Below are 24,457 nucleotides of genomic sequence, written 5' to 3'. Positions count from 1 at the left end.
CATGGATAGACTCAGCCTCATTGGACTCTTTCTCGCCCTGGCCTCGCTGGTCGGCGGCAGCATCCTCAAGGGCGCCGGCCTGGCGTCGCTGTGGTCGCCTGCCGCGTTCGTGATCGTCATCGTCGGTACCGTCGCCGCGATCCTGCTGCACACCTCGCCGGCGGTGTTCAAGCACGCCTTCAAGATCGTGCGCTGGGTCGTGCGCCCGCCGCACAGCGACCGCCGCGAACTGATCCAGCAGATCGTCGAATGGAGCAACATCGCCCGCCGCCAGGGCCTGCTGGGCCTGGAAGCACAGGTGGAAGCACAGCAGGACCCATTCCTGCGCAAGGGCCTGCAGCTGCTGGTGGACGGCGTCGAGCCCGAATCAATCCGGCACATGCTGGAAATCGAACTGGGCAGCCAGGAGCATCAGGACCAGGCCGGCGCCAAGGTCTTCGAGGCGATGGGCATCTACGCGCCCACGCTGGGCATCATCGGTGCCGTGCTCGGCCTGATCGCGGTGATGAAGAACCTCGCCGACCCAAGCAAGCTCGGCCATGGCATCGCCGCCGCGTTCACCGCCACCATCTACGGCATCGCCTCGGCCAACCTGCTGTTCCTGCCGATCGCCGCCAAGCTCAAGAGTGTGATCTCGCACAATACCCGCGACCGCGAAATGATCATCGAAGGCCTGATCTCCATCGCCCAGGGCGAGAACCCGCGCAACATCGAAACCAACCTCTCCGGCTTCCTGCACTGACATGGCCCGCCGCAAGCACCACGAAGAGCACGCCAACCATGAAGCATGGGCGATCCCCTATGCCGACCTGATGACGCTGCTGCTCGCCTTCTTCGTGGTCATGTACGCGATCTCCTCGGTCAACGAGGGCAAGTACCGGATCATGGCCGACGCGCTCACCGATGCCTTCGGTGGCGCACCGCGCACCATCAATCCGGTGCAGGTCGGCAACAAGCAGGTGCAGGGTGGCGGCTGGGACAGCCCGTCGGTGATCAAGTCCGGCACCAAGGTCGGCCCATCGGCACCAGCGCCGTCGCACGATCCGACGCTGCTGCCATCGATGGCTTCGCAGATGCGCATGCCGGTATCGGTGCACAACCAGGAACAGATCGCGCGCGCCGAGCGCCAGCTCAGCAGCATCGCCGACCGCCTGACCGCCGCGCTGGCACCGCTGATCGACCGCGGCATGATCAGCGTGCGCCGCACCGAGCTGTGGATCGAAGTGGAGATCAACAGCGACATCCTCTTCCCGACCGGCTCGGCCGCGCTGGACGTGCACGCGCGGCAGACCCTGGCCAGCCTGGCCGAGGTGCTGCGCGACGTGCCCAACAGCGTGCGCGTGGAAGGCCACACCGACAACGTGCCGATCGCCACCGCCACCTTCCCGTCGAACTGGGAACTGTCGGCCGGACGCGCAGCCAGCGTGGTGCATCTGTTCGCCGACCAGGGCGTGCAGCCCTCGCGGCTGGCGATGGTCGGCTACGGCCAGTTCCGCCCGCGCGAAGAGAACGACAGCGCGCAGGGCCGCAACCGCAACCGGCGGGTGATGGTCATCATCCTGGCCGATACCACCCACGCGGTCGATCCGCTGGGCCAGCGCCTGAACGCCGCAACCGGTGCTGCCAACAGCACCGGCACCGAACAAGCCGCCGCAACTCCGGCTACCGCCCCCACCTCCCCCATCGCACCGGTGAAGTTGCCGCCGGTGCCGGCTGGCAGCCGTGTCGGCGCCGCCGTTCCCCCGGCAATGAAGGAGTAAACCGATGCGCATCTGGGCAGTCGCCAACCAGAAGGGCGGAGTCGGCAAGACCACTACCACCCTCGCCCTCGGCCGTGGCCTGGCTGCAATGGGCCACCGCGTGCTGCTGATCGACCTCGATCCGCATGCCTCGCTCAGCCGCGCCTTCGGCGTACCGGTGGATCCACCGCCGGCCGGCGTGCTGGAACTGTTCGGTGCGCCTCCGGCCGACCTGTCCAGCTTGTGCCACGCCAGCAGCATCCATGGCCTGGACTACGTCTGTGCGCAGTCGGCGCTGGCCACGCTGGAGCGCCGGAGCGCCAACCAGCCCGGCCTCGGCCTGGCCCTGCAGAACGCGCTTGCCCGCCATCAGGGACAGCACGACTACATCCTGCTGGACTGCGCGCCGACCCTCGGCCTGCTGATGATCAACGCACTGGCCGCGGCCGACCGCCTGATCATTCCGACCCAGGCCGAACCGCTGGCGCTGCATGGACTGGACGGCATGGTCCGCACCGGCGAGATGGTCGAACGTTCGCGCCGCCGCCCGTTGCCGATCTCGATCCTGCCGACCCTGTTCGATCGCCGCACCCGCGCCGGCAACGAGTCGCTGCGCACCATGCAGGACCGTCATGGCGCGCGTGTATGGGAAGACGCGATTCCGATCGATACGCGCATCAGCAATGCCGCCGGCCTGACCCTGCCGAGCGTCGGCGAGGACTACCCGGGCCGCGGCCTGGCTGCGTACCGTCGCGCCCTGAACTGGATCCTCGGCGAGGATGCTCGCGCCCTGGAGCAGGCCGCATGAACAGCACCGGTGTACTGGACGACTATCTGGACGAGCTGCTGGGCGAGGCGATCGCCGTGGCATCACCCGCCGTGCCGCCGCTGGCCAGCACCGGATCACGCCCGGCGAGCACAGCGGCACCGGAACGCGAGCCGACCTGGGATGACCTGCCGGCCGAAGTGATCTACGAAACCGAAACCGTCGCCGCTGCGCCTGCCGTGGACGACGCCGCGCTGGAAGCCGCCTTCGAGGCCGCATCTGCACCGGGCAGCGCCGGGCCACGCCCGGCGAGCGCAGCGGAACCGGAACGCGAGCCCACCTGGGACGACCTGCCGGCCGAGGTGATCTACGAGACCGAAACCGTCGCCGCTACCCCCGCCGTGGACGATGCAGCGCTGGAAGCCACCTTCGAGGCCGCCTCTGCACCGGGTAGCGCCGGGCCACGCCCGGCGAGCACAACGGCACCGGAACGCGAACCGACCTGGGATGACCTGCCGGACGAGGTGATCCACGAGACCGCTCCTGCGCCGACCCCAGCCACTGCAACGTCCGCCCCGGAGCCAACCTGGGACGATCTGCCGGATGAGGTGATCTACGAGACCGATCCGGCCGACAGCCATCGTCTCGCCCACACCGACAGCCCCGGCCTGCAGGCCGCATTCGAGGCGGCCGCCGGTGGCGAAGACGTCCCCACGCCGCCGCCCGCCGCGGTTGCAGCACTGGCGCCCGCACCACGCCCCACCGCTGCACCGGCTGCGGCAGCACCGCCGCCGCGCGTGGCCGTGGACGCACCCAGCGGCAACCGACCTGGCACCTGGCAGGAGCTGCAGGCGCAGGCACACCGCCCGGCCAGCAGCCCGCATCCGCAGAACCGCCGCGCCGGCGAGCGCACCTCGCGCTGGCTGCGCCTGCGTTGTGGTGCCCAGGCCTATGCACTGGAACTGCTGAAGGTGCAGGAGGTGGTCCTGCCGGTACCGTTGCTGCCGTTGCGCGGCACCGCTCCGGCCATGCTCGGCATCATGAACCTGCGTGGCCAGGTGGTGCCGGTGATGGACCTGGGCCTGCACCTGGGCGCCACCGCTGCCGAGGACGACGCCCAGACCCGCATCGTGGTGCTGGAGGAAAACGGCGAGACCCTCGGCCTGCGCGTGTCGGCCGTGGAAGACGTCGCCAACCTCACCGATTCGCAGATCGAGCCGCCTGATACGGCGCGCATCTGCCAGATTTCCAATGATCTGTTCCGCGGCGTGGCCCGGGTCAGCCAGCGGCCGATGATCCTGCTCGATGCCACACAGCTGTTGAGCTGAGCGGAAAAAGGGGACGGAGGGGATTAAGTCGCAATCGACCAGGCTCTCCCGCAGCCACCCTCGGCAACGGCGACCACGCAGTGGGGACGTAAGGTGTTGATCCAACGGATCAACTCCTTGCGTCCCCGACAGGCACCGCATCGGCGCAAAGCGCCGAGCCAGTTGCGACTTAATCCCCTCCGTCCCCTTTTCAACAGCGACCGCATCGACGCCCCGCGCCGATTCCCCTAAAGAACCCCGCTGGGGTGCCGTTATGGATCACGGAACCGTTTGTCCGGAGCAAGCATGAGCATTGTCGAACTGGGTGAGGATCTCGGCATCGAGAGCAGCACCGAGCTCAAGAACCGCCTTTCGCCACTGGTGGCAGAGGCAGGCGAGCTGACCCTGGATGCGAGCCAGGTCACCCGCATCCACACGGCCGCCGTGCAGGTGCTGTGTGCGTTCGTGCAGGCCCGCCGCGAGGCAGGCCTTGGCACCGGCTTCCACGGTTGCACCGCAACCTTCCGTGACGCCGCACGCCTGCTGGGCGTCACCCAGGCCCTGGGCCTGGACGTAACCCATGACAACCTGAAATCTGTGGAGAACGCTGCATGAGCGCACGTATCTTGGTGGTGGACGATTCGGCGTCGATGCGCCAGATGGTTTCCTTCGCCCTCACCTCGGCCGGTTTTGCCGTCGAAGAAGCCGAAGACGGCGCGGTCGCGCTCGGTCGCGCAAAGGGCCAGCGCTTCAATGCGGTGGTCACCGACGTCAACATGCCGAACATGGACGGCATCGCGCTGATCCGCGAACTGCGCCAGTTGCCGGACTACAAGTTCACCCCGCTGCTGATGCTGACCACCGAATCGGCCGCCGACAAGAAGTCCGAAGGCAAGGCCGCCGGTGCCACCGGCTGGCTGGTCAAGCCGTTCAACCCCGAACAGCTCGTCGCCACCGTGCAGAAAGTGCTGGGCTGATCGCCCCGCACTGCTCCCCCTCTTCGCTTCCGGATCGCCACTGCCATGAGCATGGACCTGCAACGCTTCCACGCCACCTTCTTCGAGGAGAGCCGCGAAGGCCTCGACGCGATGGAGGCTGGCCTGCTGGCCCTGGAATCGGGGCAGCAGGACGCGGAGATCATCAATTCGGTGTTCCGCGCCGCCCACTCGATCAAGGGCGGCGCCGGCACCTTCGGCTTCGATGCGATTGCCGGCCTGACCCACGTGCTGGAAACGCTGCTCGATGAGCTGCGTGCAGGCAAGCGGGCACTGGAAGGCCACGCTGTCGACGCCATGCTGTCTTCGGTGGATGTGCTGCGCGCCCTGCTGCGCGAAGCCGAGCACGGCCAGGCCGCCGATCCGGCCGCCGTCGTCGCGGTGAAGGCGCGCCTGGAAGCCGTACTGTCCGGCCAGGCGGCATCAAGCGCACCGGCCGCCCCGGTTGCCAAGGTGGACGACACGCCGGAAGCCTGGCAGATCGGCTTCACCCCGGCGCCGTCGCTGTTCATGAGCGGCAACGATCCACTGCGCATCATCCGCGAACTGGAACACCTCGGTTCGCTGCAGGTGGCTGCGCGCATGGAACGCCTGCCCGGCTTCGCCCAGCTCGACCCGCTCGAGGCCCACCTGGCGTGGGACCTGGGACTGGTCGGCAAGGTGCCGCGCAGCAAGATTGAAGACACCTTCGCCTGGGTACTGGACGACTGCGAGCTGGACATCCGTCCGGCCGCACCGCCGAGCCTGGCCACGCAGGCCCCGGCTGCGTCCGCTGCTGCCCTTTCCACACCTGTTGCTGCACCGGCTGCGGCCGCCGCTCCTGCCGCCAGCGGTGGTGGCAGCCAGGAGGCGGAGACCTCGATCCGCGTCAGCGTCGACAAGGTCGATGCACTGATCAACCTGGTCGGCGAACTGGTCATCACCCAGGCCATGCTCAAGCAGGTCTCGCACGCGCTGGACCCGGTCCACGCCGAGAGCCTGTTTGCCGGCCTGGACCAGCTTGAACGCAATACACGCGACCTGCAGGAAGCGGTGATCGGTGTGCGCATGCTGCCGGTCGATGCAGTGTTCCGCCGCTTCCCGCGCCTGGTCCGCGACCTCTCCGGCCGTCTCGGCAAGCAGGTCCGTCTGCGCACCGTCGGCGAAGGCACCGAGCTGGACAAGGGCCTGATCGAGAAGATTGCCGATCCGCTGGTCCACCTGGTGCGCAACTCGATCGACCACGGCCTGGAAATGCCGGACGTGCGACGTGGTGCGGGCAAGGATGAAACCGGCACGATCACCCTGGCGGCATCGCACCAGGGCGGCCACATCGTCATCGAAGTCAGCGACGACGGCCGCGGCCTGGACCGTGCCAAGATCCTCGCCAAGGCCAGCGAGCGCGGTCTGGCCGTACCGGACAACCCGACCGATTCGCAGGTCTGGGACCTGATCTTCCAGCCCGGCTTCTCCACTGCAGACGCGGTCACCGACCTGTCCGGCCGCGGCGTCGGCATGGACGTGGTCCGCCGCAACATCCAGGCACTGGGTGGCGAAGTGCAGATCGAAAGCGGCCTCGGCACCGGCACGCGCACGCTGATCCGCCTGCCGCTGACCCTGGCCATCCTCGATGGCATGACCGTGGCGGTGGCCGGCGAAACCCTGATCCTGCCGCTGGCCTACGTGCTGGAGGCACTGCAGCCGCAGCCCGAGGACATCCGCAGCATGGCCGGCGAAGGCCGCGTGCTGCGCGTGCGTGGCGAATACCTGCCGATCCTGTCGCTGAGCGAGTACTACGGCTACGGTAACCGCGCCCCCGGCAGCGAATCGCTGGTGGTGGTGGTCGAAGGCGATGGCCAGAAGATCGCACTGGAAGTCGACGAGCTGGTCGGCCAGCAGCAGGTGGTGGTGAAGAACATTGAGAACAACTACCGCCGCATCGGCGGGGTGTCCGGTGCCACCATCCTCGGCGATGGCCGCGTGGCGCTGATCGTCGACATCGGTGGCCTGGTGCGCTCGCTGCGGATGCCGCAGGCCGCCTGATCCACACTGTGTTCGTGCACTGAACCGCCGCCCTTCGGGGCGGCGGTTTTTGTTTGCGTGCGCTCCGGCCATGTGTGGCTGGGGTCGGATCCCTTTTCTTTGAAAAGGGATCCGACCCCAATCTGCTCCCGAATCCATTCCGTGAACTCCGTCGCCGCACTGGTTTCGTTCGCAACCACGCCGCCGAAGCGCAAGCCCCGCCACTGCAGCACTTTCGCGCCGTCATCCCTACGCAACCGAATGTGATCTGGGTCCATAAAGTCCGCCCGCAGCACGCCGCTATCTCGCTTTGACGGCCGTCACCGAACCCCCACCGGGCACCACCGTTCGCTCTGCAACCACCCCCAGCCGACGCAACGACGCCGGCATCCTGCCCACCTGGAGCACCCTGCATGAAGTGGTTCCAAGATCTGCCCATCGCCCGCAAGCTGGCCGTGGGGTTCACCCTCACCACCTTGATGACCCTCGTCCTCGGCGCGTTCGCGCTGCTGCGGCTCAACGAGGCCAACAAGCAACTGGGCGAGATGGCCAGCAACGATATTCCTTCGGTACAGCACCTCGGCGAGGCACGCTCGCAGCTGGGCGAGTTCCGCACCTACGAGCTGGCGCTGCTGAGCATGCTCGAGCAGCCGGACAAAGTGGCCGACTACTACAAGCGCATGGACGACACCGCCAAGGCCGTGCATGACGAACTGGCCGCCTACTCGGCACTGCCTGCACTGGCCAAGGAGCGCGAACTGTATGGCGCGGCCAACGTGCAGCTGGACCGCTACTTTGCCGCCAACAAGGCCATGCGCGAAGCCGTCGCGGCCGGTGACGGCGCACTGGCGCAGCAGATCTCCGACGAACAGTCGCGGCCCGCACGCCGCGACCTGTTCGCCGCGATGAAGACCCTCGGCACCCACATCGGCGGCCTGATGGATGCCAAGATCGCCGATGCCAACGCCACCCACCGCACCAGCATGCTCGCCATCATCGGCTGCATCGTGCTGCTGTCGCTGGTGGCCGCTGCGCTGGCCATGGTCATCTCGCGCGCCGTCACCGGTCCGCTGGGCAAGGCCGTGCACGCGATCCAGGCCGTCGCCCGTGGCGACCTCAGTGTCAGCACCCAGGCCACCAGCAAGGACGAAGCCGGCAAGATGCTGGCCGCCACGGCCGAGATGACCGCGATGCTGCGCCGCTTCTCCGAGCAGACCCAGCTGATGGCGCAGATGCATGCCGGCCCGGATATCAGCCACCGTATCCCGGAGGACTTCCCGGGCGTGTATGGCCAGCTGGCCGGCGGCATCAACACGGTGATCTTCGAACACCTTGATGCGATCCGCGATGCCATCGACGTGCTCAACCAGTACGCCATCGGCAACCTTGCGCCGGACGCACGCCGCCTGCCGGGCAGCCGCGCGATCCTGCACGAGTCGATGGATGCCGCCAAGGCCAGCCTGCTGGCGATCAACACCCAGATCCAGCAGCTGGCCGCCGCAGCGGCGGCCGGCGACTTCAGCCAGCGCGGCGATGCCCAGCGTTTCCAGCATGATTTCAAGGTCATGATCGAGCAGCTGAACACCATGATGCAGGTGGCCGACGGCAATCTGGGCCAGTTGTCGCAGCTGCTGCAGTCGATCGCTGCCGGCGACCTGACCGCCCGCATGGATGGACAGTTCAATGGCGTGTTCGCACGCATGCGTGACGACGCCAACACCACTGTCGCGCAGCTGACTCAGATCGTCGGCCAGATCCAGGCCAGTGCCTCCAGCATCACCCTGGCCGCCGGCGAGATCGCGTCGGGCAACAGCGACCTGTCACGCCGCACCGAACAGCAGGCAGCCAACCTGGAAGAAACCGCCGCCTCGATGGAGGAGCTGACCTCGACCGTGCGCCAGAACGCCGAGCATGCCCGCCAGGCCAACCAGCTGGCGATCGGTGCGCACGGCGTGGCCTCGCAGGGCGGCGACGTGGTCGGCCAGGTGGTGACCACCATGTCGGCCATCGAAGCCTCCTCGAAGAAGATCGCCGAGATCATCTCTGTCATCGACGGCATTTCGTTCCAGACCAACATCCTGGCGCTGAACGCCGCGGTGGAAGCCGCACGTGCCGGCGAACAGGGCCGCGGCTTCGCCGTGGTCGCCAGCGAGGTGCGCACCCTCGCCCAGCGCTCGGCCGCCGCCGCCAAGGAGATCAAGGGCCTGATCGATGACTCGGTCGGCAAGGTCGCCGAAGGCTCCAGCCTCGTGCACCAGGCCGGCAGCACCATGGGCGAGATCGTCGCCTCGGTGCAGCGCGTGACCGACATCATGGCCGAGATCTCCGCGGCCTCGCAGGAACAGAGCGCTGGCATCGAGCAGGTCAACCAGACTGTGGTGCAGATGGACGAGACCACCCAGCAGAACGCCGCACTGGTAGAGGAAGCCACCGCCGCCGCACGCGCGATGGAAGACCAGGCCGTGCAGCTGGGCGAAGCAGTAGCTCGCTTCCGCCTGGCCTCACAGGGTACGACGGCCGCGCCGACGCGCCTGGCCGCGGCACCGGTTCCGCGCCAGGTGGCGACCGCTGCGCCGGCTGCCAAGCGCGCATTGCGTGCGTCGGTGGCACAGCCGGCGCTGGCCGCAGAGGGCGACTGGCAGGAGTTCTGAGGTAGCGGGGTCGGATCCCTTCCCGAGGGGAAGGGATCCGACCCCTTATGGAAAGTGATGCAATTCTCACTTCATAATCCAGCACAGTGGCCGATATCCCCATCGAGCCATGCGCCAACGCGTGCTGGCGCCCGCCCCTGACCGTAGATTCCATGTCCGACGGCAACGACACTGCAGTGCACGATGTCCACGCGGCCGACGCCGCTGACGAACGCTTCCTGGTCCGCAACCCGCGCCAGCTGCGGCAGCTGCTGCGTTCGCTGATCGACCAGCGTTCGCTGATCAACGCACATATCGACGGCCGCGACCGTTCGTTCCCGACTGCGCTGCTTGAGCTCGACGAGGACGAAGACTACCTCCTGCTCGATGGCAGCCCCCAGGAAGCGTCCAACCGCGCCGCCGAGCAGGCCGACCATCTGCTGTGCTTCGCCCAGCTTGAACGCGTGCTGGTGCGCTTCCGGCTGCAGGAACTGCAGCGCGTGGACAACGATGGTCACGTCGCCTTCCGCGCCCCGCTGCCAGACGAGCTGGTGCACCTGCAGCGGCGTGAACTGTACCGGCTGGAGACCCCGGTCACCGACTCGCCGCAGCTGCAGCTGCCGGCCGCCGAAGACCGTAGCGAGGCACTGTCGATGCGGGTGGTTGATATCAGTGGCGGCGGCCTGGCCGTGGTGGTGCCCACCGACTGCGCGGTGTTCAGCCTGCAGAAGCGCTACCCGGCCGTGCTGTCGCTGCCCGACGGCCCGGACCTGGAGATCGAGCTGGTTGTCTGCAACCTGCTGCCACAGCGCCAACCCAATGGCATCGAGATCAAGCGCGTGGGCATGCGCTTCGACATCCTGCCGCGTGGCGGCGACAGTGCCATCCAGCGCTACATCTTCCGCATCGACCGCCAGCGCAAGGCGCGTCGCAACGGCGAGCTGTAGGGCCGTCCAACAGGTAGTGCCGGCCGCTGGCCGGCAATGGCCGTATCCACATTGTTGCCAGGTTGCCGGCCAGCGGCCGGCACTACCGCCTCCCGTGTAGATCCACACCATGCGTGGATGCCCCGGCGCCACACCTAAAGTCCCCCGACGAGGGGCCGATATCGAGCCTGACACCGGGACTTCCGGCAGAACCAGGACCCCTCGATGAACGACAAGACCAGCACCACCGCCAGCGCCGGTGGCGAATTCCTCAGCTTCACCCTCGGCGCCGAGCACTACGGCGTGGACATCCTCAAGGTGCAGGAAATCCGCGGCTACGACGCGGTCACCCGCGTGCCGGATGCACCGGACTACATCAAGGGTGTGATCAACCTGCGCGGCACCATCGTGCCCGTCATCGATCTGCGCCTGAAGCTGCGCCTGGACAATGCCCGCTACGACGCCTTCACCGTGATGATCGTGCTGAATGTCGACGACCGCGTGGTCGGCATCGTCGTGGACAGCGTCTCCGACGTGATCCCGCTGTCGGCCGAGCAGATCCGCCCGACTCCGGAATTCGGCGCTGCCGTCGATACCCGCTTCATTTCCGGCATCGGCACCCAGGACGACCGCATGCTGATCCTGCTGGACATCGAGACCCTGCTCGACAGTGCGGACATGGGCCAGGCCAGCCTCGTCGAAGACGCCGCCGCCTGAGCCAGCGGACCTGCTTCACGTTCTGGTCACAAAACCCTTCAGTTCCCCCCGGCAGTGCCGATAGGGGGACAGAAGCCGGCCGCGCAGGAGCGCGCAGGACCGGAACGACCATCACCATCCCCGGAGATACACCTCGATGAAGTCCCTGCTTGCGTTCGTTTCGGCCGCTGTCCTGGCCACCACTGCGTCCTCCGCTTTCGCCCAGGCGGCCGACATGATCCCGCCGGAACTGGCACCGCGCTCGGTCGGCAAGGACGGCATGGTCTGTGGCAAGGTCGAGAAGGCTCGCTACGCGGAAGGTTCCGAAGGCCAGCCGACCTTCCTGTACATGGGCGGCGCCTTCCCGCGCCACACCTTCTCGGCCCGCATCGCCGGTGAGAACCGCGGCAAGTTCTCCTTCCCGCTGGAAACGCTGGAAGGCAAGACCGTGTGCGTCATCGGCAAGATCCAGCGCGACGCCTCGCGCGCCGAAATCGAAGTCAGCTCGCCGGCTGGCCTGAAGCTGGCCAACATCAAGTAATCCGCTGTCCATCCGACCACGCCGGCCCTTGGACCGGCGTGGTCGCTGCTGCAACCGGGCCCGACGCCCGGACGCGTCTGCCTTAGGAGATCGCAACGCCCATGCCGTGGATCAACAACCTGAAACTGATGCCGAAGCTGATGCTGACCTTCGGCGTTCTCCTGCTGGTGATGCTGCTGCAGGGCATCGTCGCCTACCGTGGCCTGCACTCGCTGAACAACGTCACCACCGAGTTGGCCGGTTCACGCATGGAGAGCATCCGCATGGCCGGCGAGATGCGCGGCATGCTCGGTGAGTACCGCAACGCCGCCTACCAGCAGTTGATCCGCGCAAGCGACGACGTCAAGGCAGACGCCCGCAAGCAGTCCACTGAACTGCGCGAAAGCATGGACAAGTCGATCAAGGGCTATCCGGCGCTGGTCGACAATCCGCAGCAGAAGAAGCTGTTCGATACCTTCGCCAAGGAATGGAAGGAGGCACTGGCCTCCTACGACAGCGTCACCGAGATGCTGGAGCTGGACCTGCCCGACGATGCGATCGACACCTTCGTCGGTGAGACCCGCGCCAAGCACCGCAAGGCCGGGGCCGCACTGGAAGCCCTGATTGCCGAAGACAATCGCCTCGCCCGCGCTTCGCGCGAAGAGGCCGAATCCACCTACGCCGCCTCGGCCGTGCTGACCGTGATCGCCCTGCTGGGCGGTGCCGCGCTCGGCCTGGTGCTGGTCTGGCTGTTCGCACGCGCCCTGGTCGGCAGCGTGCGTGGCGCCGTCTCGGTTGCCAACGATGTGGCCGGTGGCAAGCTTGATGGCCATATCGATGTCAGCCGCAAGGACGAAGTCGGTGAGCTGATGCAGGCCATGCAGCGCATGCAGCGCGACCTGCGCGAGCGCACCGAAACCGACCAGGCCATCGCCCGCGAGAACCTGCGCATCCGCACCGCGCTGGACTACAGCTCGACCGGCGTGTACCTGACCGACACCAGCAACACCATCGTCTACAGCAATCGCGCCCTGCAGCAGACCCTGACCCAGTACCAGGACGAGGTTCGCCGCGACCTGCCGGACTTCGATGCGCAGGCCTCGCTGGTCGGCAAGCCGGTCACCGTGCTCGAGCACCGTGGCGAGATGGACCAGACCCTGCTCGGCAACCTGAAGGCGCACGGCGTGGCCCGTCGTCCGATGCAGTACGGCGATGCCCAGTTCGCCCAGGTGGTGTCGACCATCCGCAACGAAGGCGGCGACACTGTTGGCTACGTGGTGGAATGGCGCGACCGCACCCAGGAAGCGCAGGTCGAGGCCGAAGTGGCGCGCGTGATCGCCCAGGCTGCCGCCGGCGACCTGTCCGGCCGCATCGACGCCAGCGACAAGGAAGGCTTCTTCCTGCAGCTGGCCCAGCAGATCAACGGCCTGCTCGACGCCAACGCCGGCAGCATCGAACAGATCTCCGGCCTGCTCGCTGCGCTGTCGCAGGGTGATCTGACCGTGCGCATGCACGGCGATTACCAGGGCGTGTTCGCCCGCATGCGCGATGATGCCAACGCCACCGCCGCGCAGCTGAGCGAGATCGTCACCCGTATCAAGCAGTCCAGCCGTGCGATCAGCTCGGCCGCCGGCGAAATCGCCTCGGGCAACAGCGACCTGTCGCGCCGCACCGAGCAGCAGGCCGCCAACCTGGAAGAAACCGCCGCCTCGATGGAGGAGCTGACCTCGACCGTTCGCCAGAACGCCGAGCATGCCCGCCAGGCCAACCAGCTGGCCATCGGCGCACATGGCGTGGCCTCGCAGGGCGGCGACGTGGTCGGCCAGGTGGTCACCACGATGTCGGCCATCCAGGCCTCGTCGAAGAAAATCGCCGAGATCATCTCGGTCATCGACGGCATCGCGTTCCAGACCAACATCCTGGCGCTGAATGCCGCTGTGGAAGCCGCACGTGCCGGCGAACAGGGTCGTGGCTTTGCCGTGGTCGCCAGCGAGGTGCGTACCCTCGCCCAGCGCTCGGCCGCCGCCGCCAAGGAAATCAAGGGCCTGATCGACGACTCGGTCGGCAAGGTCAACGACGGCTCGGCGCTGGTGCACAAGGCCGGCGCCACCATGGGCGAGATCGTCGCCTCGGTGCAACGCGTGACCGACATCATGGCCGAGATCTCCGCGGCTTCGCAGGAACAGAGTGCCGGCATCGAACAGGTCAACCAGACCGTGGTGCAGATGGACGAAACCACCCAGCAGAACGCCGCGCTGGTGGAAGAAGCCACCGCCGCCGCACGTGCAATGGAAGAGCAGGCTGGGCACCTCAGCGAGGCCGTGTCGATCTTCGTGGTCGAGGAAGCCGAGGTCGTGGCCGCTCCGCGCAAGGCAGTCGCAGCGCCGGCACCGCGTGCCGCCGCACCGGTCGCACCGGCTCCGGTCGCCCCACCGGCCCGACGCACTGCAGGCGGCCGTCCGATGGCCACCGAACTGGCTGATGGAGACTGGCAGGAGTTCTGATTCCTGCCTGACCTGACGCACGAGAACGCCCTGGCCCTGCGCTGGGGCGTTTTCGTTTACGGGGGTATCTGGATATCAGCCAACGGCGGAGCCCCTCGGGGTGGTCGGTCGAAAAGCTGGGCTGCTGAGATTTGGCCGGGAGGGTGGATTGCGCAGGGGACGCCGTGAATACGTCCTTGTAGGCTCGGGCGCGCCATCCATGGCGCTTACGCCCCTGCGCAACCCACCCTCCCGGCCACGGACACTTTCCGTGCGCGTCCACCCCGGATTGAAGAAAGAAGAGCAAAAAACAAAAGCCAGGTCACTTCCGGGGTCAGATCCGTTTTCCGCAGGAAAACGGATCTGACCCCTCTTCCCACTTGGAAACCCAACGCTCTTGCCGTCCGTCACTGGAATGCCGAGAGGGCTGGGTCGGGGTGGGCTGGCGGGACCGTTGGCGCCATGGATGGCGCCATCGAGCCCCCACGGACGGGTTTACGGCGTGTCCCGCCAGCCCCCCCCCGACCCAGCCAACCACTGAAAATTCAGAGCCGACCAACCGCCGTTGCCGTTGCTGTTGCTTCAAAAGCCTGCCGCAGGCAACGCCGCAGCCGCCGCTGCAAGGAAACCTGAATACGTTCGGACACTGCGCCTCAACCCCCCGCCCCCGCGGCCGATAACGGGGTTGTCACGGCGTATCACGCCGCGACCGGCTCGGCGCCGCCCGCCTGCTTCAACCTGGTCCTGCTCGATGAATCTTCTGCATCGCTGGCAACACTACTTCAGCAACCTCTCCGTCCGGCGCAAGCTCAACCTGCTGACGCTGCTCATCGCGCTCGGCGTGATCGCGCTGTCGGTGATCGCCGCCCGCATGCAGTACCTGGACCTGACCGAGACCCGCAAGACCGCGCTGAAGACCCAGGTCGAACTGAGCGATGGCATCCTCCAGCACTACCATCGCCTGGCCGGCACCGGCGAGCTCAGCGAGGAGGCTGCCAAGACCGCTGCCCTGCAGGCGCTGGAAGTGATGCGCGCCGAGAACGACACCTATTACTACAACGTCTACGACACCGGCTATCGCCTGTTGATGCACCCGTTCCGCAAGGACCTGGTCGGCAAGGACATGAAGGACTTCCGCACCGACGACGGCGTGCGCATCTACTACGACCAGGTCGAGGCGGCCAAGGCCGGCGGCGGCTTCGTCAACTACCGCTGGGCCAAGCCGGGCAGCAAGGGCGACGTCGAGAAGGTGGCCTACGCCAGCCTGTTCGCACCCTGGAACTGGGTGATCAGCAGCGGCGTCTACATGGATGACGTTCAGAAGCAGGCGCTGGTGTTCACCGCCATCATGGCCCTCTCCGGCGGCGTGCTGGTGCTGATCGTGCTGGCCCTGAGCTGGGTCATCGGCAACCGCATCGCCGTGCCGCTGAAGCAGGCCACCGCCGTCGCCGAAGGTATCGCCGCCGGCAAGCTCGACAGCCATATCGGCCCGCAGCCGCATGATGAAACCGGCCGCCTGCTGGAGGCGATGGCCGGCATGCAGCAGCAGCTGCACGCGGTGATCGGCGGCCAGCGCGAAATGGCCCGCCGCCACGACGGTGGCGAGCTGAGCTACCGCATCGATGCCAGCGCCTTCCCCGGCGAATACGGGCTGATGGTGCAGGAAACCAACGCCCTGGTCGGTGGCCATGTGCAGACCCTGCACGATGTACTGGAGGTCGTGCAGCAGTACGCAGTCGGCGACCTCAGCCGTGACATCGCACGCTACCCGGGCGAGAAGGCGGTGATGACCACCACCGTCGATACGGTCAAGGCCAACCTTGGCCGCATCAACGCCGAGATCAAGCAGTTGGCCAGTTCCGCCGCCGCCGGCGACTTCAGCCGTCGTGGCGACGCGCAGGGCTTCGACCACGATTTCCGCCTGATGCTGGAAAACCTCAACGCGATGATGGCGGTCAGCGATGACAACCTCGGCAAGCTCTCGCAGCTGCTGTCGGCCATCGCCGAAGGCGACCTGACCGCACGCATGCATGGCGATTACCAGGGCGTGTTCGCGCGCATGCGTGACGATGCCAACACCACCGTCACCCAGCTGACCCAGATCGTCGGCCAGATCCAGGCCAGCACGTCCAGCATCACCCTCGCCGCTGGTGAGATCGCGTCGGGCAACAGCGACCTGTCGCGCCGTACCGAGCAGCAGGCTGCCAATCTGGAAGAAACCGCGGCCTCGATGGAGGAGCTGACCTCCACCGTGCGCCAGAACGCCGAGCATGCCCGCCAGGCCAACCAGCTCGCCATCGGCGCGCAGGGTGTGGCCTCGCAGGGTGGCAGCGTGGTCGGCCAGGTGGTCAACACCATGTCGGCCATCGAAGCCTCGTCGAAGAAGATCGCCGAGATCATCAGCGTCATCGATGGCATCGCCTTCCAGACCAACATCCTGGCGCTGAACGCCGCAGTGGAAGCCGCACGTGCCGGCGAACAGGGCCGTGGCTTTGCCGTGGTCGCCAGCGAAGTGCGCACCCTCGCCCAGCGCTCGGCCGCCGCCGCCAAGGAGATCAAGGGCCTGATCGATGACTCGGTCGGCAAGGTCGCCGAGGGCTCCAGCCTGGTCCACCAGGCCGGCAGCACCATGGCCGAGATCGTCGCCTCGGTGCAGCGCGTGACCGACATCATGGCCGAGATCTCCGCGGCCTCGCAGGAGCAGTCGGCCGGCATCGAGCAGGTCAACCAGACCGTGGTGCAGATGGACGAAACCACCCAGCAGAATGCTGCGCTGGTGGAAGAAGCCACCGCCGCCGCACGTGCGATGGAAGAACAAGCTGGCCAGCTGGCCGACGCCGTGGCGATCTTCCGCCTGGACAACCAGGTCTCCGCCGCGATGAAGGCAGTGGCCGCGCGTGTCGAGCCAGCCACCACCGCAGCGGTTGCGCCGCGTCCGCAGGTCGCACCGGCACCACTGCGTCGCAGCAGCAACGCCAGCACCTTCGTCGCCAGCGACAGCGACTGGCAGGAATTCTGAGACCCACCCGCGGCGGCTTCGGCCGCCGCCTCTGCCGATGGACACGTCCCCCGTGCAAAGTCCTACTCCCATCGTCACCGGCCCGCGCGAGTTCGAGTTCGCCGACCGTGATTTCCGCCGCGTCTGCGACCTGATCTACCAGCGCGTGGGCATTGCCCTTGCCCCGGCCAAGCGCGACATGGTCTATGGCCGCCTGTCGCGCCGCCTGCGCACGCTGGGCATGCGCAGCTTCCAGCAGTATCTGGACCATCTGGAGCAGGAGGACGGTGACGAGTGGCAGGCGTTCACCAACGCCCTGACCACCAACCTGACCTCGTTCTTCCGCGAACCGCACCACTTCGACAAGCTGCGCGAAGAACTGCAGCAGCGCGCCAGCCGTGCGCCGCTGCTGCTGTGGTCCTGCGCCGCCTCCACCGGCGAAGAACCCTATTCGATGGCGATCACCGCCTGCGAGGCCTTCGGCACAATGAAGCCGCCCGTACGCATCATCGCCACCGACGTCGACACCCAGGTGCTGGCCACCGCCGGCCGTGGCGTCTACAACATCGATCGCGTTGCGAGCCTCGACCCGGACCTGCGCCGCCGCTACTTCCAGCGCGGCAGCGGCCCCAACGAGGGCCAGTGCCGCGTGCTGCCGGCGCTGCGCGATCTGATCGAGTTCCGTCCACTGAACCTGCTCGCGCCGCGCTACGACGTCGGTGGCCCGTTCGATGCGCTGTTCTGCCGCAACGTGATGATCTACTTCGACAAGCCGACCCAGCGCGCGATCCTGGGCCGGCTGGTGCAGCACCTGTCCGACGATGGCCTGCTCTACACCGGCCACTCGGAGAACTACCTGCACGCCGCCGACCTGATCCAGCCCTGCGGACGCACCCTGTACCGCCGTGCGGCAAAGGCAGGCGCATGAACGCATCGCTGCGTACCGATGATGTGATGCGTTACCAGGACGCGCGCTTCAAGACCATTGCGGCCAAGCTGCTGCCGACCCAGTACCTGGTGGTCGACGACACCACCGCGCTGACCACTACACTCGGCTCCTGCGTGGCCGCCTGCCTGCGCGACCCGGTGCTGAAGATCGGCGGCATGAACCACTTCCTGCTGCCCGAAGGCAACGCCGGCGATGGCGCACCCGCGCGCTACGGCAGCTACGCGATGGAACTGCTGATCAACGACATGCTCAAGCGCGGCGCGCACCGCAAGCGCATCGAGGCCAAGGTGTTCGGCGGCGCCAACGTGCTCAAGGGGTTCACCAGCAATCCGGTCGGCACCCGCAACGCCGAGTTCGTGCGCCAGTACCTGCAGGCCGAGCACATTCCGATCATCGCCGAGGACCTGTGCGGCATCCATCCGCGCAAGATCTGGTTCTTCGCCGATACCGGCCGCGTGGTGGTGCAGCGCCTGCCGCACGCACACGAAGCCGAAGTGGCCGCGACCGAATCGGCCGTGCGTGCACGCCTGTCCAAGGCCCCGGTCACCGGCGGCGTGGAGCTGTTCGAATGACCCTGACCGGCAACGCCCCCTGCCGGGTCCTGATCGTCGACGACTCCGCCGTCGTGCGCCAGATGCTCACCGAGATCCTGTCCAGCGATCCGTCCATCGACGTGGTCGGCACCGCCGCCGACCCGCTGCTGGCACGCGAGAAGATCAAGCGCCTGGCCCCCGACGTGATCACCCTGGACGTGGAAATGCCGCGCATGGACGGCCTGGCGTTCCTGGAAAACCTGATGCGCCTGCACCCGCTGCCGGTGGTGATGATCTCCTCGTTGACCGAACGTGGCGCCGACACCACCCTGCAGGCGCTGGCGCTGGGCGCGGTGGACTTCGTCTCCAAGCCGAAACTGGACGTGGCGCGTGGCCTGCAGGGCTACGCCGACGAGATCATCGCCAAAGTGAAGATGGCCGCGCGTTCGCGTGTGCGCCCGCTGGTGCGCACGGCCCTGCCCAAACTGACACTGGACGCCGCCCCGGCGATGCGTGCCGCCACGCCGCAGTTCCGCACCACCGACCGCCTGATCGCGATCGGCTCGTCGGCCGGTGGCACCGAAGCGCTGCGTGTGGTGCTGGAAGGCATGCCGGCCGACGCGCCCGCCGTGGTGATGACCCAGCACCTGCCGGCCAGCTTCAGCAGCGCCTTCGCCGAACGCCTGGACCGGCACTCGGCGATGGCCGTGCGCGAGGCCAGCGACGGCGAGGCCGTGCTGCCAGGCCACGCCTACCTGCCGCCGGGTGGCAAGCACCTGCGCATCATCCGCGATGGTGCGCGCTGGCGTTGCCGGGTCGACGACGGCCCGGCAGTGAACCGGCACAAGCCTGCGGTGGATGTGCTGTTCCGCTCGGTCGCGCAGAACGCCGGCGGCAACGCCATCGGCGCCATCCTCACCGGCATGGGCGATGACGGCGCCCGTGGCCTGCTGGAGATGCGCCAGGCCGGCGCCCCGACGCTGGTGCAGGACGAGGCCACCAGCGTGGTGTGGGGCATGCCCGGTGCGGCCTTCAAGCTCGGCGCTGCCGAAGAGCAGGTGCCGCTGGAGCGGATTGCCGAGCGGTTGCTCTCGCTTGCCCGTGGCTGATGGAATGGCTGTAGAGCCGAAGGCAACGGCAGGAGCCGTTGCCAACGTCGCTTGCGACGGCCCGCAGGGGGCCGGGCAAGGACGCCCGGCATAACCCATGCTCGGCTCAGCATCAGGCCACACACACCGACCAGACGTCGCATTCAACCCGTTCGATCTGGCGATACCGTCGGACACTGGCATTTCACTAGTGCTGCTTACGCACATGTGTGACGTAATCACCTCGTTTGCGCCCGCGGGCGGATCCTGGTCGATCCGCCACATTGGACGTGCTTCCCCTGCCCCTGCAGCGTAAGGCTCCCTTCCACGGAGCCTCTCATTGCCTCTTCTCACCCATCACGATATCGGCACTGGCTTTCCGCTTGTCCTCGGCGGCAGCTATCTCTGGGGCCGCGATATGTGGGCGCCGCAGATCCAGCTGCTGTCGCGGCGCTACCGCCTGATCGTTCCAGAGCTGCCCGGACACGACAACGATCTGCCACTGTCAGCCGCCTTCACTACCCCGGCGTGCCTCGCCCATGAAGTAGGCCGCCTGCTGGATGCGCTGGGTATCGGGCAGTACGCGGTGGCCGGGCTCTCGGTGGGCGGCATGTGGGCGGCGGAACTGGCGCTGCAACGTCCCGATCAGGTCGGTTCGCTGATCCTGATGGACACCTATCTCGGTGCGGAACCGGAAGCGTCGCGGCAACGCTACTTCGGCATGCTCGACATGATCGAACAGCTGGGCTGCATCCCCGAAGCCATGGCGGAACAGATCGTGCCGCTGTTCTTCCGCCCGGGCATCGCCACCGACGATCCGATCCGGGTGATGTTCCGGCAACGACTGCTGTCCTGGCCCCGCAAGCGCCTGCTGAATGCGGTGGTGCCGCTGGGCCGCCTGATTTTCGGCCGCCCGGATCGTTTGTCGGCGTTGAAGGATCTGGACCCGGAAACAACGCTGATCCTGAGCGGCGAACAGGATCTGCCACGCCCCCTGAGCGAAGCGCAGCAGATGGCCAGGGTGATCGGTTGCCGCCTGCAGTCGATACCGGGCGCGGGGCATATCTCGACACTGGAGAATCCCGCCTTCACCAGCGTGCAGCTGGATGCATGGTTGCAGCAATCGCTGCACACCGCCTGCTAGCAACTTGTTGAATGTGAATGTCGGGTGGCATCCCTGGCGGATGCCACCCGGCACTACAGCTCGTCCAGCGACACCACTATCCGCACGATGCCAGGGACCGGCACGCCATCGCGGCTGGCCGCGGTGTAACGCCATCGCGTGGTTGCCTGCACCGCAGCCTCGTCCAGCGCCGCCGAGCCACTGCCACGCGCCAGCTCCGCGCCGTCATGGTTTCCGTGTTCGTCCACGCGTACGAAGATGATGGCCCTGCCATCGCCGCGCTCCGGCCTGCGCCGATCATCCAGCTGAACCGGATACAGGCGCTGCGACGCCGCATCGACCGACGCATAGGTCTCCGCCAGCCGGGCGTCGGGAGACTGTCCCGCCGTGGCAAGGGCAATGGCGTGGGCCTGCTCCTGCAATAGATATACGCGGCGTTCGGCGGCACTCATCCGGGTATTCGCCTCGCCCTCGTCGCTCGCCTGGGGTGCCGGTGGCGCGGGTTCACCGGCCCAAGCCGGTACAGAACCTGCCAGCAGCATCACCACACGGCCCAGGCCCACGCTTGCCCGCAGCATCACCACAGCTTGAACGACACCGGCACGCGGATCTCTCCGGGTACCGGTACACCATCTTCGCTGGCCGGCAGGTACCGCCACTTGCGTGTCGCCGCCTGCGCGGCCTCGTCCAGCTCCGGCCAGCCGCTGCTCTGTAGCACGGTGGCGCCGGCCCATTGCCCCTCGGCAGTGACCTGCACCATCAGGATCGTTTCACCTTGCTTCTCATCGCGGAAGGCCTGCGATGGATAACGCGGCGGATTGTTGTGCTTGCTCTCAATCACGATCGAAGCCGGTACGTGCGCGGGGCGAGCCCTTTCGACAACCGCCTTCTGCGCCATCGCGCCGTGCGCCAGCATCAATGTGGCCAACACGACCGCACGCCCGAACCAGCGCCAGCAGCGCGTGCGACTCCCCTTCGATCGATTCTGCAACATCCGTGTACTCCAACAAGTCCAGCAGCAAGTCTAGCGCGGCGCAAACAAAAAACCCCCGGCTTTCACCGGGGGTTCTTCGTTTCAACGGGGTGCCGGCCAGCGACCGGCACTACCCTCAGGCAGCGACGGTCTTGGCCACGTCCTGGTATTCCTCGATCTGGTCGAAGTTCATGTAGCGGTAGATCTCCGCGCCGCTGGCGGCGATCACGCCCACATCGGCCATGTACTCTTCCTTGGTCGGAATGCGGCCCAGACGCGAGCAGATCGCGGCCAGTTCGGCCGAACCCAGGTACACGTTGGTGTTGCGGCCCAGACGGTTGGGGAAGTTGCGGGTCGAGGTCGACATCGCGGTGGAGCCTTCACGGATCTGCGCCTGGTTGCCCATGCACAGCGAGCAGCCCGGCATTTCCATGCGTGCACCGGTGGCGCCGAAGGTGCCGTACACGCCTTCCTTGGTCAGCTCCGAAGCATCCATCTTGGTCGGCGGGGCCACCCACAGGCGGGTCGGCAGGTCGCGCTTGCCTTCCAGCAGTTTCGCAGCTGCACGGAAATGACCGATGTTGGTCATGCACGAACCGATGAACACTTCGTCGATCTTGGCGCCGGCCACTTCGGACAGGGTCTTCACGTCGTCCGGGTCGTTCGGGCAGGCCACGATCGGCTCGTGGATGTCGGCCAAGTCGATCTCGATGACCGCGGCGTACTCGGCGTCGGCATCCGGCTCCAGCAGCTCCGGGTTGGCCAGCCACGCTTCCATCTTCTCGATACGGCGCTGCAACGAACGCGGATCCTGGTAACCCTCGGCAATCATCCACTTCAGCAGGGTGATGTTGCTGGTCAGGTACTCGATGATCGGTTCCTTGTTCAGGCGCACCGAGCAACCGGCCGCCGAACGCTCGGCCGAGGCGTCGGACAGTTCGAACGCCTGCTCGACCTTCAGTTCCGGCAGGCCTTCGATTTCCAGGATGCGGCCAGAGAAGATGTTCTTCTTGCCAGCCTTGGCCACGGTCAGCAGGCCCGACTTGATCGCGTACAGCGGGATCGCGTTGACCAGGTCACGCAGGGTCACGCCCGGCTGCATCTTGCCCTTGAAGCGCACCAGCACCGATTCCGGCATGTCCAGCGGCATCACGCCGGTGGCAGCGGCGAAGGCGACCAGGCCCGAACCGGCCGGGAACGAAATGCCCACCGGGAAACGGGTGTGCGAGTCACCACCGGTACCAACGGTGTCCGGCAGCAGCATGCGGTTGAGCCAGCTGTGGATCACGCCGTCGCCCGGACGCAGCGAGACGCCGCCACGGGTGGAGATGAACTCCGGCAGGGTGTGGTGGGTCTTCACGTCCACCGGCTTCGGGTAAGCGGCGGTATGGCAGAACGACTGCATCACCAGGTCGGCCGAGAAGCCCAGGCAGGCCAGGTCCTTCAGCTCGTCACGGGTCATCGGGCCGGTGGTGTCCTGCGAGCCGACCGAGGTCATCTTCGGTTCGCAGTAGGTGCCCGGGCGCATGCCCTGGCCTTCCGGCAGGCCACAGGCGCGGCCGACCATCTTCTGCGCCAGCGAGAAGCCCTTGCCGGTATCGACCGGCTGCACCGGCAGGCGGAACAGATCGGTCGGGGCCAGGCCCAGCGCTTCACGCGCCTTGCCGGTCAGGCCACGGCCGATGATCAGCGGAATGCGGCCACCGGCGCGCACTTCGTCGAACAGCACTTCGGACTTGACCTGGAACTCGGCGATCACTTCACCGTTCTTCAGCGCCTTGCCTTCGTACGGACGCAGCTCGACGACATCGCCGTGCTCCATCTTCGACACGTCCAGCTCGATCGGCAGTGCACCGGCATCTTCCATGGTGTTGTAGAAGATCGGGGCGATCTTCGAACCCAGGCAGACGCCACCGGCGCGCTTGTTCGGAATGAACGGAATGTCATCGCCGGTCCACCACAGCACGCTGTTGGTGGCCGACTTGCGCGAGGAACCGGTGCCGACCACGTCGCCGACGTAGGCGACCAGGTGGCCCTTGTCCTTCAGGTCGAGGATCTGCTGGATCGGGCCGCGCTTGCCGTCCTCTTCCGGAGTGAACGGCGCATCTTCGCGCTTGTTCTTCAGCATCGCCAGGGCGTGCATCGGGATGTCCGGGCGGGTGGTCGCGTCCGGTGCCGGCGACAGGTCGTCGGTGTTGGTTTCGCCCGGCACCTTGAACACGGTGACGGTCAGGCTCTGCGGCACTTCCGGGTTGCCGGTGAACCACTCGGCATCGGCCCAGCTCTGCAGCACGGCCTGGGCGTTGGCATTGCCGGCCTTGGCCTTTTCCTGCACGTCATGGAAGGCATCGAACACCAGCAGGGTCTTCTTCAGACCGTTGGCGGCGATGGTGCCGACGCTGGCGTCGTCCAGCAGCTGTACCAGCGGGGCAACGTTGTAACCGCCGAGCATGGTGCCCAGCAGTTCGGTGGCGCGCTCACGGCTGATCAGCGGGTTCTGCTCGCTGCCCAGGGCGATTGCCGCCAGGTACGAGGCCTTGACCTTGGCCGCGTCATCGACGCCGGCCGGCACGCGGTGGGTCAGCAGGTCGAGCAGGAACTCGGCCTCGCCCTGCGGCGGATTCTTCAGCAGTTCGATGACATCGGCCGTCTGCTGCGCGCTCAGCGGCAGCGGCGGGATGCCAAGCGCAGCGCGCTCGGCGACGTGGTGGCGGTAGGCTTCCAACATGA

The 24,457-nt window shown here is 67.0% G+C and carries 20 protein-coding genes; 17 read left to right on the top strand and 3 right to left on the bottom strand.

All coding sequences use genetic code 11. The features are described from left to right. Position 1: 1 nt before the first annotated feature. From SMAL_RS09510 to SMAL_RS09430, 17 genes are all read left to right on the top strand, one after another. Positions 2 to 742 (top strand): flagellar motor protein, encoded by a 741-nt coding sequence (locus tag SMAL_RS09510; protein ID WP_012510958.1) that lies wholly within the window; start codon positions 2 to 4, stop codon positions 740 to 742. A gap of 1 nt (position 743) precedes the next feature. Then, entirely contained in the window at positions 744 to 1,760 is a 1,017-nt protein-coding gene (gene motD, locus SMAL_RS09505) for a flagellar motor protein MotD (RefSeq protein WP_006365315.1), read from the top strand. Between the two features lie 4 nt (positions 1,761 to 1,764). Beyond that, the gene (locus SMAL_RS09500; RefSeq protein ID WP_006365313.1) at positions 1,765 to 2,547 is read left to right on the top strand and encodes a ParA family protein; all 783 of its coding nucleotides are present in this window, start codon (positions 1,765 to 1,767) and stop codon (positions 2,545 to 2,547) included. Continuing rightward, positions 2,544 to 3,833 carry a chemotaxis protein CheW gene (locus SMAL_RS09495; RefSeq protein ID WP_012510957.1) on the top strand — a complete coding sequence of 430 codons (1,290 nt, stop codon included), beginning with the start codon at positions 2,544 to 2,546 and terminating at the stop codon, positions 3,831 to 3,833. Before SMAL_RS09500 ends, SMAL_RS09495 begins: the two co-directional genes overlap by 4 nt. A gap of 285 nt (positions 3,834 to 4,118) precedes the next feature. Next, a complete protein-coding gene (locus SMAL_RS09490) occupies positions 4,119 to 4,427 on the top strand; it encodes an STAS domain-containing protein (protein ID WP_006365253.1) in 309 nt (102 codons plus the stop codon). Beyond that, positions 4,424 to 4,789: a response regulator gene (locus SMAL_RS09485; RefSeq protein WP_005409521.1), complete on the top strand. Its 366-nt coding sequence runs from the start codon at positions 4,424 to 4,426 to the stop codon at positions 4,787 to 4,789. The genes SMAL_RS09490 and SMAL_RS09485 overlap by 4 nt, the downstream gene beginning before the upstream one ends. A 45-nt stretch (positions 4,790 to 4,834) precedes the next feature. Then, complete coding sequence (locus tag SMAL_RS09480) at positions 4,835 to 6,829, top strand: chemotaxis protein CheA (RefSeq protein ID WP_012510956.1); 1,995 nt, start codon at positions 4,835 to 4,837, stop codon at positions 6,827 to 6,829. Between the two features lie 392 nt (positions 6,830 to 7,221). Continuing rightward, a complete protein-coding gene (locus tag SMAL_RS09475; RefSeq protein ID WP_012510955.1) occupies positions 7,222 to 9,459 on the top strand; it encodes a methyl-accepting chemotaxis protein in 2,238 nt (745 codons plus the stop codon). A gap of 152 nt (positions 9,460 to 9,611) precedes the next feature. Further along, positions 9,612 to 10,385 (top strand): flagellar brake protein, encoded by a 774-nt coding sequence (locus SMAL_RS09470; RefSeq protein ID WP_012510954.1) that lies wholly within the window; start codon positions 9,612 to 9,614, stop codon positions 10,383 to 10,385. 204 nt (positions 10,386 to 10,589) lie between these two features. Then, positions 10,590 to 11,081: a chemotaxis protein CheW gene (locus SMAL_RS09465; RefSeq protein ID WP_006365152.1), complete on the top strand. Its 492-nt coding sequence runs from the start codon at positions 10,590 to 10,592 to the stop codon at positions 11,079 to 11,081. Positions 11,082 to 11,217: 136 nt separating this feature from the next. Continuing rightward, entirely contained in the window at positions 11,218 to 11,601 is a 384-nt protein-coding gene (locus SMAL_RS09460; protein WP_005409515.1) for a hypothetical protein, read from the top strand. A gap of 101 nt (positions 11,602 to 11,702) precedes the next feature. Then, a complete protein-coding gene (locus SMAL_RS09455) occupies positions 11,703 to 14,084 on the top strand; it encodes a methyl-accepting chemotaxis protein (protein WP_006365151.1) in 2,382 nt (793 codons plus the stop codon). A gap of 730 nt (positions 14,085 to 14,814) precedes the next feature. Next, positions 14,815 to 17,082, top strand: a complete 2,268-nt coding sequence (locus tag SMAL_RS09450) for a methyl-accepting chemotaxis protein (RefSeq protein ID WP_012510953.1) — start codon at positions 14,815 to 14,817, stop codon at positions 17,080 to 17,082. Positions 17,083 to 17,119: 37 nt separating this feature from the next. Beyond that, positions 17,120 to 17,989, top strand: a complete 870-nt coding sequence (locus tag SMAL_RS09445) for a CheR family methyltransferase (RefSeq protein ID WP_012510952.1) — start codon at positions 17,120 to 17,122, stop codon at positions 17,987 to 17,989. Continuing rightward, positions 17,986 to 18,582: a chemoreceptor glutamine deamidase CheD gene (cheD, locus tag SMAL_RS09440; protein WP_008264676.1), complete on the top strand. Its 597-nt coding sequence runs from the start codon at positions 17,986 to 17,988 to the stop codon at positions 18,580 to 18,582. Before SMAL_RS09445 ends, cheD begins: the two co-directional genes overlap by 4 nt. Then, positions 18,579 to 19,652, top strand: a complete 1,074-nt coding sequence (locus tag SMAL_RS09435; protein ID WP_012510951.1) for a protein-glutamate methylesterase/protein-glutamine glutaminase — start codon at positions 18,579 to 18,581, stop codon at positions 19,650 to 19,652. Before cheD ends, SMAL_RS09435 begins: the two co-directional genes overlap by 4 nt. Before the next feature lie 319 nt (positions 19,653 to 19,971). Further along, a complete protein-coding gene (locus SMAL_RS09430) occupies positions 19,972 to 20,775 on the top strand; it encodes an alpha/beta fold hydrolase (protein ID WP_012510950.1) in 804 nt (267 codons plus the stop codon). A 53-nt stretch (positions 20,776 to 20,828) separates the two neighbouring features. On the opposite strand, the gene SMAL_RS20605 is transcribed toward SMAL_RS09430, so the two are convergent. The 3 genes from SMAL_RS20605 to acnB form a co-directional block, all read right to left on the bottom strand. Then, positions 20,829 to 21,332: a TonB family protein gene (locus SMAL_RS20605; protein WP_012510949.1), complete on the bottom strand. Its 504-nt coding sequence runs from the start codon at positions 21,330 to 21,332 to the stop codon at positions 20,829 to 20,831. Then, complete coding sequence (locus tag SMAL_RS09420) at positions 21,332 to 21,670, bottom strand: energy transducer TonB (protein WP_232274017.1); 339 nt, start codon at positions 21,668 to 21,670, stop codon at positions 21,332 to 21,334. The genes SMAL_RS20605 and SMAL_RS09420 overlap by 1 nt, the downstream gene beginning before the upstream one ends. A gap of 193 nt (positions 21,671 to 21,863) precedes the next feature. Next, positions 21,864 to 24,455, bottom strand: coding sequence for a bifunctional aconitate hydratase 2/2-methylisocitrate dehydratase (gene acnB, locus SMAL_RS09415; protein ID WP_012510947.1), 2,592 nt, complete (start codon positions 24,453 to 24,455; stop codon positions 21,864 to 21,866). Positions 24,456 to 24,457 lie beyond the last annotated feature (2 nt).

Origin of the sequence: Stenotrophomonas maltophilia R551-3, from assembly GCF_000020665.1 — a bacterium.
Taxonomy (GTDB): Bacteria; Pseudomonadota; Gammaproteobacteria; order Xanthomonadales; family Xanthomonadaceae; genus Stenotrophomonas; species Stenotrophomonas maltophilia_L.
The sequence above is the reverse complement of the archived record's forward strand: the minus strand, read 5'-3'. Positions and strand labels throughout refer to the sequence as shown.